This is a genomic window from Actinospineispora spinosispora DSM 44797 (assembly GCF_000429025.1).
Classification (GTDB): Bacteria; Actinomycetota; Actinomycetes; order Mycobacteriales; family Pseudonocardiaceae; genus Pseudonocardia; species Pseudonocardia spinosispora.
In genome coordinates, this window is record NZ_AUBB01000036.1 from 17,258 (window position 1) to 31,467 (window position 14,210).

General features: G+C 69.8%; 7 protein-coding genes. All 7 read left to right on the forward strand.

All coding sequences use genetic code 11. The features are described from left to right. Window positions 1-694: 694 nt before the first annotated feature. The 7 genes from G406_RS0117550 (at window position 695) to G406_RS0117580 (ending at window position 14,073) form a co-directional block, all read left to right on the forward strand. Complete coding sequence (locus tag G406_RS0117550; protein WP_028934838.1) at window positions 695-2,983, forward strand: AAA domain-containing protein; 2,289 nt, start codon at window positions 695-697, stop codon at window positions 2,981-2,983. Between the two features lie 30 nt (window positions 2,984-3,013). Continuing rightward, the gene (locus G406_RS47640) at window positions 3,014-5,182 is read left to right on the forward strand and encodes an AAA domain-containing protein (protein WP_028934839.1); all 2,169 of its coding nucleotides are present in this window, start codon (window positions 3,014-3,016) and stop codon (window positions 5,180-5,182) included. Beyond that, window positions 5,175-5,993, forward strand: coding sequence for a hypothetical protein (locus G406_RS0117560; protein WP_028934840.1), 819 nt, complete (start codon window positions 5,175-5,177; stop codon window positions 5,991-5,993). The genes G406_RS47640 and G406_RS0117560 overlap by 8 nt, the downstream gene beginning before the upstream one ends. A gap of 12 nt (window positions 5,994-6,005) precedes the next feature. Then, the gene (locus tag G406_RS0117565; RefSeq protein WP_156934962.1) at window positions 6,006-7,193 is read left to right on the forward strand and encodes a TIGR02679 family protein; all 1,188 of its coding nucleotides are present in this window, start codon (window positions 6,006-6,008) and stop codon (window positions 7,191-7,193) included. Window positions 7,194-7,259: 66 nt separating this feature from the next. Continuing rightward, window positions 7,260-8,798 (forward strand): TIGR02677 family protein, encoded by a 1,539-nt coding sequence (locus G406_RS0117570; protein WP_028934842.1) that lies wholly within the window; start codon window positions 7,260-7,262, stop codon window positions 8,796-8,798. After that, window positions 8,795-10,042: a TIGR02678 family protein gene (locus tag G406_RS0117575; RefSeq protein ID WP_028934843.1), complete on the forward strand. Its 1,248-nt coding sequence runs from the start codon at window positions 8,795-8,797 to the stop codon at window positions 10,040-10,042. Before G406_RS0117570 ends, G406_RS0117575 begins: the two co-directional genes overlap by 4 nt. Continuing rightward, window positions 10,039-14,073 carry a TIGR02680 family protein gene (locus G406_RS0117580; RefSeq protein ID WP_028934844.1) on the forward strand — a complete coding sequence of 1,345 codons (4,035 nt, stop codon included), beginning with the start codon at window positions 10,039-10,041 and terminating at the stop codon, window positions 14,071-14,073. Before G406_RS0117575 ends, G406_RS0117580 begins: the two co-directional genes overlap by 4 nt. Window positions 14,074-14,210 lie beyond the last annotated feature (137 nt).

Genomic DNA, 14,210 nt, shown 5'->3' on the forward strand with positions numbered 1-14,210 from the left:
GGCTCGTCGGACTCACGTTCCACCCCGCCGACCGGACGGCACAAGAAGACCACCGACAGCACGCTGAGGTCCAAGCTCTTGGAGACGCCGATCAGCCGCTCCGGCTTCACCTCGATGCCAGTCTCCTCCGAACCTCGCGGATCACCCCCTGCTCCGGCGTCTCGACCCGAGCTGAGTCGCAGGAACTCAACCTCGTCCTCGGACGGCCGTGGCTACATCTCGTGATGCAGATCCACCGCGCCCGCCGCGCAACCGATACATGACAACGCAAGTGTGTCAACACGTAATTAGTGAAGTGCTTCCACCGGCGAGTCTCATTGCGTCAGCGTGTCGTAAACAGTCGAGATAGCGACACCGAAATAGTACCCTCTATTCTTTCCGGTAACGGAACCCGCTTCTCCGTCGACAGATGTTCCGATGGTCGACCGAGAGGACACCCGCGACGTACCACGATCATGATCACCACGATCCTGGCTGGTAGGTCCGCGTTCCCATCCACATCAGTGAATCAGTGCCGCTCGCGATAGGCCGAAGAAACACTCATTCACCGATGCAGTAACCCCTGTTCACTCCAAGGAAATAGTTACACACAGCGACGTTCTTCGGCATCCGAGTGATTGCCCTCATCGACCATTGATCACTCCCGAGCTTTTCCGCATTCTGTCGTGTTGCCTACTGAGGGAGAGCTTTGACAGTGGCCACCACTCGCGATGCAGATGCACTGCGCAAGACGACGAGCCTCATCGATTATCTGGTCGAGCTCACCGACGCGGCGAACCGCAATCCCGTCCGCGACATCGAGTCGGGCGCGGCCAGAGCCCCCGAGCCGGTGCTGTGGCTGGATGCCTTCCCTGACGGGATCACACTGGACGCCGAAGCCGAGGAAGTCCTGCTCACGATGTCACCGGTGCCGACCGCGCCACCGCCACCTGTGCCCGACGAACTGGTCGGTTGGGTCGATCCGGTCCAGGTCAGGTCCTTCGACGGCATCGAGCCCAGGCTCCGGACCTCGAACGATGATCCGTCCGGGCAGCGGTCACGTGAGCAGAGCTTCGGGGTGTGGCTGCCCCGGTGGCGGCAGTGGGCGGGCCAGGAGCCGACGCGGCTGGAACGGCGGGCGTTCTACGAACAGCTCGAAGGCGTGGCCAAGAAGATCGAGCAGCAGGACGATCAGTACGAGTTCGTGCTCGCGGTCGGCTTGGTTAGCTGGCACGAACCCGGGCAGGAGGCGATCCGCAGACATCTACTGACCGAGCAGGTTGTACCGAGACTGGACCGCACCGGCACAGTGACGCTGACCCGGATCGGTGGCAAACGACGGATGGAGGACCGGCAGGTCTTCGACGCCGTGCCGCTGTATCGGGCCGCGCGAGGCCGCGCGATCAGCGCCGACATCGTGCGCGCGGACGGCTCGCTGCTCGGACAGGAGACCGCCGATGCACTGGCATCGTGGCTCGGCCTCACCCTCGACTCGCCCTATGAGCGGTGGACGACTCGGCCCGGTGTGTTGCCGGAGACACCGGTGTTCAGCGTTTCCCCCGCGTTGTTGCTACGGCCGCGCAGCAAGGTGCAGCTGGCCGAGGCCTATCGACGGATCGCCGAGGCGCTCCGTCGACCCGGAGCCGAGGTACCGGTGGCGCTAACCCAGATCGTCGTCGACACCGACCGCGAACAACGCGACGAGTGGCTCACTCGGCAGGGTGCGGCAAGTGGCGATCTGCTGGGCAACGACCCGCTGTTCCCGCTGGCCGCCAACGACGAGCAGAGCCGAGTGATCGATCTGCTCCGCACCGAGACCGGTGTGGTAGTGCAGGGGCCGCCCGGCACCGGGAAGACACACACCATCGCTAACTTGATCTCCGCGCTGCTCGCCAGAGGTCAGCGGGTGCTGGTGACCAGCCAGAAGGACCAGGCGCTGCGGGTGCTACGAGACAAGATCCCGCCAGAGCTACGCACCCTGTGTGTGTTGTTGGCCGGTGGCAGCAAGGACGCCGCCGTCGAGTTGGAGCAAGGGATCGACGCGCTGTCCGCCGCGGTCGCCTCGACCGATGAGGGGCAGCTGCACAAGCAGGTCCGCGCCCTCGAAGAAGAGCGCGACCGGCTACGGGCGCACAGCACGGTGCTCAACGATCGAGTCCGGGAGCTGCGGTCCGTCGAGCTGGTCACCCACAAGTCGGTCGTGCCGAAGTACGACGTCGAGGCCTACCGAGGCACGCTGGCCGACATCGTCCGAGAGGTACGGGATCACGCCGCGGCGCATGATTGGATGCCGCTGTTGCCGTCGAATCCGCTGGTCGAAGACGTCCCACCGCTCTCGGCGGCCGAATTCGGGGAGCTGCGCGGGCTGTTGGCCGGGCGGACACCTCTACGAGCGCGACGTGCCGAGCAGAACATTCCCGCATCGGATCAGCTACCCACCGCCGCTGACCTCGACGCGGCGCTGCGTGCGGAACGCGACGCCGAACAGAATCTGACGGATAGTCGGCTGATCCGCCAACTCGCCGAGCTGGGACCAGAGCGCCTGACCGAGCTGGAGTTCGTCGCTCAACACTCGTGGCAGATAACGCACAAGTGCGGGCTCACCCAGCAACCGCTCCCGGAGCACCGACGGTGGGTAGAGCGCGCCGTGCACGACCGGCTGGCCGGGAGCAACACCGGGCTCTGGGCGCAGCTGTTCGAGGTTCTCGGTGAACCGGTACGACTCGAGAAGGCGCTGCGTGAGCAGGCCATCGGGGTGGAGGTCGAGTTCGGTGAACCGATCACGATGCAGAACCTGGGCGTGGCGCGCGGCTGGCTGAACACCGGCCGTGACCTGCTGGGCCATCTGAATGCTGGGGGCAAGGTCCGACGCCGGTTGCCGAGCAAGCAACAACGCAACGCCCAGGAGCTGCTCGACCTGGCACGGGTGGACGGTGCTCCGCCCGCGACGGCCGCGCAGCTCGAAGCGGCGCTGTGGCGGATCGAGGCCGAGATCGCAGCCTAGCAGCTCGCCCGCACCTGGTCCGATGTCGGTGTGCCGATCCGGCCCGGCAAGGCGAACGTGATGCTGTCCGAGCTCGCTGACAACGCGGCCGTGCTGCACCTGGTCCAGCAGCTCGGCCAGGCGAGGGATGCCTGCGCCGCCGTGCTCGGGGCAGGCGGCATCCTGCTGCGGTTGAATGATCTTCCGTCCTTCCTCGGTGCCCTCGATTTGTTGCCCGCCGCGCGGCAACGCCTGATGCTCGACCAGGCGGGCGCTCGGGTCGACGAACTACACCAACAGGTCGCGGAGTGGACCGAGCGGGCACCAGCCTGCCCAGAGCTGTCGTACCTGCTCTCCGCCATCACCCGGCGGGACGTCGACGGCTATGCCACAGGGTTGGGCGAGGTCAGAGCGGCACAAGCGGAGCAGCACGACGAACGACGCATGCTCGCGCTGTCCAGAACACTGACTTCCGTTCACCCGGAGCTGCTGCGCCTGCTGGAACAGGAACCGGATGACCCGGTGTGGCGGGAGCGGGACATCCCCTCGGCCTGGGCATGGTCCCGGGCGCAATCCTTTGTCACCGCGCACCGCAATGCGGCGGAGGAACGCCGACTGCTCGAAGAGTTCGAGACCGCCGAGGATCGACTCCGGCACGTGACCGCACAGCTCGTCGGTCTGGAGGCGACCCGGCAGTGTATGCGCCGGATGACCGACGATCACCAGCGCAACCTCAACACCTATCGCGGGCACATGAGCAAGATCGGTGCGGGTACCGGAAAGAAGGCGAACGAGTTCCGCCGCGCGGCGCGGGCGGCGATGAACAAGGCGCAGGACGCCGTTCCGGCCTGGGTCGTGCCACTACCCAACCTGCTGGACAACATCGCCGCCGACCGGAACCGATTCGACGTGATCATCGTCGACGAGGCGAGCCAGGTCGGCATCGAGCACCTCTACCTGCTGTGGATGGCACCGAGGGTGATCGTGGTCGGTGACGACAAACAGTGCACACCGAGTGCCAACGCGCTCGGCCAGATCGACGCGGTGTTCAAGGCGAACGACGAGCACCTGGCCGAGATCGACCCCGATATCCGGACCAACCTGACGCCGCAGGCGAACCTCTACGACCTGCTGACCAACCGGTCGGGAAAGGGCGCGCTGGTGCGGTTGCGGGAGCACTTCCGGTGCGTCCCGGAGATCATCAGGTGGGCGTCCGACCAGTTCTACCAGGACGGATCCGGCGGGTCCGGTCTCATTGCACTGCGCGAACGCTCCGGCGACAGCCTCCCGCCGCTGCGGGTGACCAAGGTGGACGGCGCGGTCATCGAGGGCAAGGACACCCGCAAGCGGAATGAGACCGAGGCGCGGCAGTTGGTCCGCCAACTGGTCTCCTGCCTCGACGATCCAGCGTATGCGGGCAAATCGTTCGGAATCGTGGTGCTGCAGAGCGCGGTCAGACATGTCCAACTGCTCGAGCACCTGATCAATGAGTTCGTCTCTCCTGAGCAGCAGCAGGAACGCAAGATTCGGGTCGGCACCGCGCCCAACTTCCAGGGCGACGAGCGGGACGTGGTGTTCCTGTCCATGGTCGTCGCGGACCCCCCGAGCAGGACGACCTCGACATCGTTCCGGCAGGCGTACAACGTGGCGGTCAGCCGTGCGAAGGACCAGCTGTGGCTGTTCACCTCGGTCGGATTGGATCAGCTGAAGAGCGGCGATCTGCGTACGTCGCTGCTGGGTTACATGCTCGACCCGCCTTCGGTGTTCGGCGACTCGCCCACACTGGAGCAGGTCGGTGAGCACAGGCTCGTCGAGCCGTTCGGTTCGCTGTTCGAGCAACGGGTGTTCCTGGAGGTCCGGCGGCGGGGCTACCACGTCGTTCCGCAGTACCCGGTCGGACGCAAGACACTTGACCTCGTCGTGGTGGGTGAGGCGGGGCGGATCGCGGTCGAGTGCGACGGCCACTACTGGCATTCCGGGGTCTCCGAGCAGGAGAACGACGCGCGTCGGGACCGCGAGCTGGCCCGCATGGGCTGGCAGACCCTGCGGATCCGGGAGAGCGAGTTCGCCTTCGACCCCGATCGTGAGCTCGGTGCGGTGTGGCGGGCGCTCGAGGACAAGGGAATCCAGCCGGGTGGCGCTGCGGATCCCGGTCGGAGCGGATGGAGTCCGGTCGAGCTGATTGACGACGACAACGAGCAGGGAGACAGCGGTGAGTGATGTCGAGGTACGGCTCGACGGCAACGTGCTGGACGGAATCGCGACGCTGATCTGCGGCGACGACACCGACTACTACCGCGCCGGCTATCAGATCGCCAAGTTCTTCCGCGCGGCCGGCTGGCGCGACGTCGATGAATGCGAAGGCTACCGGCGCACCTGGGCCCGGGAGCAGTTGGAGCAGCGTCGTGACGATTCCGACGCGCTGCGCGGTGTGCTGCTACGACTGGCCGACCCTCGGGAGTATCTGGACGACGAGCGGTCCCGGGCCGAGGTGATCATCGAATTGAACCGGTTACTCGCGTTCGAGGGCCTCCACGTGTTCTACGAGCGGGGCCGCCCGGTTCTGAGCCAGGAGGTCACGGCCGCCAACCGGATCACCATGGAGCAACCCGCCGAGCTGAAGGCGAGCCTGGCGGAGATAGTCAACGACGCCCGGTTCGGCGATCAGCTCCAGGGCCGGTTGGATGAGGCATACGTGTGCTGGCACGCCGGAGCCCCGACAGCCGCGATCATCATGCTCGGCAGCCTGCTCGAGGGTGTCCTCTATGACGTCGCATCAAGTCAGCGGCGAGACGGCAAGGAGCCGGCGGACTTCTTGGCGCCATTGCTGAAGCTGGCTCACGCTCAAGGCTGGATCGCCAGGGAAGTCTTCGAGTACTCGGAGGTCCTCCGGGGGCATCGGAACCTGGTGCATCCCCGGCGGCAGTTGGTCGACTCCTACGCACCGGACGCCGACATCGCACGCATCGCATGGAACGTGGTGGTCGCGGCACTCAACGACCTTGCGGCGCTGCCACCGCCCACCCCGTAGGATTCGGCGGTTGTGCGCAGGATCGCTCAGCTGTCGCCCGCCCTGGGTCCGCTGTGGGCTGCCGCGCACGAGCGGCTGTCCTCGGGCCGGCCGGTCAGCCGGGTGCGGGTGGGGCCGCTGACCGAGGAGCAGCGCACCGCCGTTGCCGATCTCCTCGGCCTGACCCGGCTGCCCGACGAGTACGCCATCGTGTCGATGCCGCAGCTGGACGACGTGCTGCGCAGTGCGGTCGGGGCGGACGTCCGCGAGGTCGTCGGTGAGCTGGTCGGTCCGCTCGGCGACCGGGCCCGGGACCGGCGGCTCGCCGAGGTGCGGCGCGGTGAGCTGTGGAGCTGGTTCGAGGAGCATCCGGTGGTGGTCGGCCAGCCGGCGCTGCGCGACTGGGTCGCGGCGGTGCGCAGGAACGGGCTGGTCGCGAACTCGGTCAGCACCACACGGGATGTGCTGACGCAGGCGTTGGCGGTTCTGGCCCGGCTTCCGGCGTCGGGGGTCTCGCTGCCGATGCTCGCCGACGACGTGCTGCACGATCCGCACGGCCTCGACGAGGGGACCCGGTGCGCGGGGCTGGTGCTGCGGGCGCTGTCGTTCCTGTACGAGGTCGAGCCGCCGACCGACGCGGCGCGGCGGCGGGCGGTGTGGGAGCGGGCCGGGGTCGCCGACGACGAGTTGTCCTCGACGGTGCTCGCGGCCGGGTTGCGCCCTGCCGGGGACGACCCGGCCGCGCGGATCCTGCGGGTGTGCGCGGACGCCGGGCAGGCCGCGGCGCTCACCCTGGGGCAGCTGCGCTCGGCGCGGTGGACGAACCTGCCCGCCGAGGTCTGGGTGTTCGAGAACCCGAGTGTGCTGGCGCTCGCGCTCGGACGGTTCGGCCGTGGCTGTCCGCCGATGGTCTGCACCTCCGGGTGGCCGAGCAGCGCCGGGATGGTGCTGTTGCGGCTGCTGTCCCCGACCTGCCGGCTGTACTACCACGGGGACTTCGACGGTGAAGGTCTGCGCATCGCCGCGACCGTGCTGGCCAGGACCGGTGCGGCGCCGTGGCGGATGACCACCTCGGACTATCTGGCCGGTCTCGGCGAGGGCCCACCGGTCGGCCGTGTGACCGAGGCACCCTGGGATCCCGACCTCGCCGCCGCCCTGCGTGAGTCCGGCGTGGCGGTGACCGAGGAGCGTGTGGCCTCGGGATTACTCGACTCGTGGTGAAGCGCGGGCCCGACGAGCGCCGTCGGTGCGGTGGCTTACCGTGTCAGCCAGTCGGGAGGGGGTTCGGTGGAACCGATTCGCGTACCAGCAGAGATGTTCCGGTTCACCCACGGCGACCGGGCCGAGCTCTACATCGCCGTGCTGCAGGCCTTCGGGGAGGCCAACGAGCGCCTGGAGACGGCGCTGGGTATCGACGAGGTGCGGGCCCGGCTGCGGTCGGTCGGCTGGGTCGATGCGCTCGACGACGACGATCTGGTGCGCGCGCTGGACCAGCTGCGCGGTTGGAACCTCGTCGACGTCATCCAGAACCACGCCGGGCACTACCGCAGCGCGAGCGACTACGAGCGGCGCAACCTGCAGTACTCGCTGACCAGGCAGGGTGAGGCGGCGTTCGCCGGGGTGCTGCACGCGGTGGGTGTGCTGGCCTCGACCGGTGCGCTGCAGACCGCGGTGCTCGACGCGATCCGCGACCGGCTGGGTGATCTCGTCGACGAGCTGGACGAGCGGCCGGGTTCGGACCGCAGGCTGTTCGCCACGCTCACCGAGCTGGAGAACCATCTGGACGCCCTGCGGGCCAACACCAAGCAGTTCAACGGTGAGCTGCAGCGGCTGCTGCGCGCGGACGGCGCCGAGCAGGCCACCTTCCACGAGGTCAAGGCGGCGACCGTCGCCTACCTGCGCGAGTTCCTGACCAATCTCGATCAGCGCAGCCACACCATCGCAGGCCGGATCGACGAGGTCGGGCGGCGCGGCGTCGGTGTGCTGCACCAGCGTGCGCTGCTCGGCGCCGACCTGCCCCAGCTCGGCTCCGAGGACCCGGGCCCGGCCTGGGTGGCGCACCGCGGGGCCAGGTGGGAGGGGTTGTGCGCCTGGTTCCGCCCGACCGACGGCAGCGCGCCCCGGGTCGAGCAGCTGCATCTGGTGGCGCGCCGGGCGATCATCACGTTGCTGCAGGTGTTGGACCGGATCGCCGAGTCGCGGCGGCGCACCAGCAGCGCGGTCAACGACTTCCGCGAGCTGGCGCGCTGGTTCAGCGTGGCACCGGGGCAGGACGAGCAGCACCGGCTGTGGTCCACCATGTTCGGGTTGAGCCCGGCCAGGCACGCCCACCTCGGCCACCCCGATCCCGAGCTGGTCAGCTCGTCGTCGACCTGGCACGCCGCGCCGCCGGTCGAGGTGTCGCCGCTGCTGCGGTCCGCCGGGCGGACCGAGCGGTTCAGCCGTACCGGCCGGGTGCGGGACGTGTCGGCGATCCGGGCCGCGCGTGCCGAGGAGGCACACGCCGAGCGCGCAGAGCTGGAGGCCGCGTGGCAGCTGTTGGACACCGGCGGCGCCGTGCGGCTCTCCGACTTCGGGCAGCTCGATCACACCGTGTTCGAGCGGTTGTTGCAGCTGCTGGGCAGGGCGTTGTCCGCGTCGCCGGCCACCGACGGGACGCGACGGGCGAGCACGTCCGACGGGAAGATCGAGATCGCGCTGCGGCCACCCCGTGATGCGGCGCGAGCTCGGCTGATGACACCTCGTGGGGTGTTCCACGGGCCGGACTACCAGCTGGAGATCCGGGCCGCGCGAAGCGACCGGCGAGCTGTGCGGGTCCTCGGATGAGCAATCTCAGCAACCAGCTCGCCATCGACGAGCGCGACGAGGTGTCCAGGGGCATCCGGCTGATGCTGGGCAACCCGCTGGTCAGCGAGCGGGCAGCGCCGGAGTCGTTCGACCTCGTGCGGCGGCGGCGGGAGCCGATCAAGCGCTGGTTCGAGTACTACTGCGGCTGGTCCTTCGTCGTGGAGCCCCGGCTGGGCTACGCGCGGCTGGCGAAGGTCAGGGCCGCCGCCGACGCCAGCCGGCCGGCCAGGCGGTCCCGGTCCGGGCGTGCCCCGTTCGACCGGCGCCGCTACGTACTGCTCTGTGTGACCTGCGCCGAGCTGCTCACCGCGGCGGTCACCACGATCGGGCTGCTCGCCGACCGGGTCAGCAGAGCCTGCGCCACCGACGAGGCACTCGCCGGTTTCGACACCACCCAGCGTGGCGAGCGGATGGCGTTCGTCGACGTGCTGCGGCTGTTGGAGTCGTTCGGCGCGCTCGAGGTGGTGGACGGCGCGACCGAGGCGTTCGTCGACTCGGCCGAGGCGAAGGTGCTGTACCGGGTCGACGCCACGCTGATCATGCGCTTGCTGGTGGCGCCGATCGGGCTGTCCCAGCTGTCGGTACCCCTCGACGAGGTACCCACACGGTTCGACGAGCTGCTCGACGCGCTGGCCCGCGAACGGCGTTACGGCTCGGCCGCCGATCGGGACGAGCACAGCGCCGTGCCGATCTCCCCCACCCAGCGCAACCTGTGGCTGCGGCACTCGATCTTCCGCAGGCTCGTCGACGACCCGGTGCTGTACCTGGACGAGCTGACCCACGAGCAGCGCGGCTACCTGGCGTCGCCCACCGGACGGCAGCTGCTGCGCCAGGCCGCCGAGCTCGGCGGTTTCCTGCTGGAAGAACGCGCGGAGGGTGTCCTGCTCGTCGACCCGGACGGTCTCGCTACCGACAGCCGGTTCCCGGACGATGCGAGCAACACGAAGGTCGCGGCGCTGCTGCTGCTGGACGGCATGGACGGCGCGGTCAGCGTCGAACAGCTGCGGGTGGCCGCCGCAGGGTTGCTGGAACGTTTCCCACGCTGGGCGAAGGGATACCGGGGCGACGACGGGACAGCTCAGCTGGTCTCCGACGCGCTGGGCGTGCTCACCGGGTTCGGTCTGGTCAGGGTCACCGACGGGCTCGTGTACCCGCTGCCGGCCGCCGCCCGGTACGCGGTCGGTTCGACCAGGACGAACGATCCCGAGGAGGACTCGGCGTGACGGTCACCGAGCTGCACCGACACCTCCCCGAGCCGGCCGAGCGCACCACCAGGTGGTCACCGACGAGGGCCGGGATCCTCAACGTCTGGCGCTACTACGACGAGGTGTTCGAGTTCCTCGACGGTCGGCTGATCCTGCTCGGCGAGAACGGCAGCGGGAAGTCGAAGGCGCTGGAGCTGCTGCTGCCGTTCCTGTTCGACGCGAACCTGCGCGCCAACCGGCTGTCCACGTTCGGCACCGGCGAACGCACCATGCACTGGAACCTGATGGGCGAGGGCGCATCGGGCACCACCCGGGTCGGATACGTGTGGCTGGAGTTCCGGTTTCCCGGCGAACCCGAGCGGTGGTTCACCTGCGGCGCGCGGCTGCAGGCCAGCAGCCACACCAGCACCGTGCACGCCGACTACTTCACCACCGGCCTGCGGGTCGGCGTCCCCGGCGGCCTGTCGCTGGTCACCGACTCCGGTCAGCCCCTGACCAGGAGCGCGCTGGAGCAGCGGCTCGACTCCGGCGGCGCCCTGCACGCCAACGCGACGGACTACCGGAGCGCGGTGCGCACCACGCTGTTCCCCGACATGTCCGAGCAGCGCTACGACGCGCTGATCACCGCGCTGCTGCAGCTGCGCACCCCGAAACTGTCCCAGCGGCTCGACCCTTCGCTGCTGTCCACCCTGCTGTCCAAGGCGCTTCCACCACTCGGGCAGCAGGAAGTCACCGACCTCGCGGAAGGTTTCGAACGCCTGGACCGGCAGCGGGAGCGGCTCAGGACCCTGGAGGAGGAGGTGCAGGCCGCGCGCACGCTCGCCAACCGGCAGCGCACCTACGCCCAGCGAGTGCTGCGCGCCGGCGCGCAGGAGCTCATCTCCGCGACCACCGAGATGGACAGCCTGACCAAGGCCGCGCGCCGGTCCGCCGAAGAACACGACACGGTGGCCGAGCAGCGCGCAAGCGCCGAAGCCGTGGTGGAGTCGCTGGCACACGACGAGGAGAGCACCGAGGCGCGGATCAGCGGGATCACCGGCAGTGAGCTGTACGAACAGGGCAAGGCCCTCGACCGGCTGCGCCAGGACACCGCCGACGCGGTCCGGCGCGCCGAAGGGCTGCGGGCGGATGCGAGCCGGCTCCGCCACGACGCCGCACAGGACTCGACCCGCCTCGACGAGGCGCGCGGTATCGCGAGCGTGAAGGCCGAGACGGTGCACACCCTCGCCGACGACGCGCTGCACGCCGCGGGCAGAGCGGGGCTGGCCGGCGTCCATGCCGACATCGAGGCCGGTCTGGACGACCGTCCCCGGCACTTGCTGCGCGCGGCGGTCCAGGGGCGGCACGACCAGATCGCCGACGTGCGGGAGGCCCTCGACGAGCACGCGGGCGCGGTGGCGCGGCGCCAGCACGCGGAGAGCGACCTCGATGCCGCCAGAACCGTCCTCACCGACACGACCGAGCACCAGGTCGAGGCGGCCCGGCAGCGTGAGCAGGAGCTGGACCGGCTGACCTCGGCCGTCCAGGCGTGGGCCGGCAGCTGCCGTGAGCTGCGGTTCCCCGCGACGGACACGCTGCTCGCCTCGGTCGGGTCCGAACCGTCGTTGCTGGCGCTGGTCGACACCGCCGCCGAGACCGTGCTGCACGAGCTGACCAGGGCCGAGACCACCGTCGAAGCGACCAGGGCCGCCGCGCTCGCGGACCGCGACGACCTGCTCGCCGACATCGAACGGCTGGAGAACAGCCACGAGCTACCGCCGCCCGCGCCCGCGACGCGAGGCACCGACCGCACCACCATGCCCGGGGCCCCGCTGTGGCGGTTGGTGCGCTTCGTCGACGGGGTGTCCCCCGGTGAGCAGGCCGCCGTCGAAGCCGCGTTGCAGGCCTCGGGCATGTTGGACGCCTGGGTGACCCCGGCCGGCACGATCGACGGTCACGACGTCTTCGCCGACCCGGATGCGCTGGCCGGCGCGCCCGGCCGGTCACTCGCCGAGATCCTCGCCCCGGAGCCGGACCTCGCGGTGTCCGTCGACGCGGTGCTACGCCTGCTCGGCGGTATCGCCTACGGAGAGCGAGCCCCGTCAGGGCACGCCGCGGCGATCGGCGCCGACGGTGGCTGGCGGTTGGGCAACCTCACCGGAAGCTGGAGCAAGCCCGAACCGGCGCACATCGGGGCGCCGGCCCGCCGCCGCGCCAGGGAACAGCTGCTGCACGACCTGCGCGCCGAGCTGCGCGGCATCGAGCTGACCCTCACCGAGCTGGACCAGCGGCGCGCGGCACTCGCCGGCCGCAGGGCCGCCGTGGCGAGCGAGCGGGCCGCTCGGCCACCGCACAGTGCGCTCGACGCCGCTGTGCGCGCGCTGACCAGGGCAGAGTCCGATGCGGCAGCGGCCAACACGGTGGTCAGGGACCGCATCGACACACTCGGTGAGCGGGAACGCGCGGTGGCGATGGCGTTGCATGCGCTGAGCGGCCGCGCCGCCGAGCACGGGGTGCCGACCGACCGCGCCGCATTGGGCACGCTGGCCCGGGCCGTCGACAGCTTCGCCGACCAGGCGAACAGCTGGCTGGACGAGCACAGCTCCCTGGTCGCGGCACAGCGTGCGATGGCTGCCCGCGCCGAGGCCGCCGACCGGTCGGCCGCGATCGCCAGAGGCCGGGTCGAGGAAGCCACCATGGCCGAGGCCGCGCACCGGCGGCTGGCGGGTGAGCTGGCCGGTGTCGAGGACACCGTCGGCAAGGACTATCAGCAGGTGCAGACGGAGCTGGACGATCTTCGCGTGCGGCTCACCGGGCTGCGCGACCGGCGCCGGGAGACCGGCCGGGCGTTGACCGCCTACGCGGAGCGCCTCGGTGTGCTGAGCGCCCGGCGCAGCGCCGACGCCTCGGCGCGCGACACCGCGGCTGCTCGCCGGGACGCGGCGGCCCGCCGGTTCCGGCACCTGGCCACGATCGGCTTCGCCGCCGACGCGGACATCGATACTTCGTTCCACACCGTGCTGGCCGCCTCCGACGGGGTACGCGCCGCGCTGGAGGCCGCCCGGTCGGTGGCCGCCGCCTGGCCGAACGTGGCGCACGCTCCGAAGAACCTGGGCGATGCGCTGCACTCGTTGTCCGAGTCGGTGCACGTCTGCCGCACCGCGCTCAGCGCACGCGCCGACCTCGATCTGGAGACCGACGAGGATGTCCAGCTGTTCACCGCGATGGTGGACGGCATCCGGGTGGGCGCGACCGAGCTGCTGCGGGTCCTGTCCGACGACGCCGAGCAGAGCCGTCGCGACATCACCGAACGCGAGCGCGAGCTGTTCGACCAGACCCTCACCGGCGACACCCGCCGCCATCTCGCCGCGCGTATTCGCCAGGCCGGTGAGCTGGTCGACGACATGAACGCCCGCCTGACCCAGGTCCGCACCGCGTCGAAGGTGGCGGTGCGGCTGGTCTGGCAGATCGGCGCCGACCTGCCGCCCGGTACGAAGGCCGCGCGGGACCTGCTGTTGAAGGACCCGTTGCGGCTCACCGACGCCGACACCGAGTCACTGCACCGATTCTTCCGCGACCGCATCGAGGCCGCGAAGGCCAACGACAGCGCGACCAGCTGGGAGCAGCAGCTCGCCGAGGTGTTCGACTACACCAGCTGGCACCAGTTCGTCGTCAAGATCGACCGGGACGACGGCGCCGGGCTGCAGCCGTTGACGAAGAAGCTGCACGGCGCCCTGTCCGGCGGGGAGAAGGCGATCGCGCTGCACCTGCCGCTGTTCGCCGCCGTCGCCGCGCACTATCAGGCCGTGCCCGCCGCCCCTCGGCTGATCCTGCTCGACGAGGTGTTCGTCGGCGTCGACACGACCAACCGGGGTCAGGTGTTCGCGCTGCTGTCCGCGCTCGACCTGGACCTCATGCTCACCTCGGACCACGAGTGGTGCACCTACCGCGAGCTGTCCGGCATCGCGATCCACCGCCTGACCACCGGCGGCGCCGGCGGCGACGCGGTCACCACAACCCGCTTCACCTGGAACGGCCAAGACATCCAAGACACCCCCACCCCCACGTGAGTGGCAAGAGCGTCTACCCCGAAGGGGCGCCGCAGGCGTAGGCGCTCGGAGCACTCACGACAGCTTTTCCGTCGTGAGTGATCCGGGCGCCTATAGGCGCCCTTGCCACTCACGAGTCGACGGCGAAGCCGAGATGC

Bases quoted from the DNA above. Each gene is read 5' to 3' on its own strand.
- G406_RS0117575 (WP_028934843.1), top strand. From the start codon at position 8,795: ATGAGCAATCTCAGCAACCAGCTCGCCATCGACGAGCGCGACGAGGTG.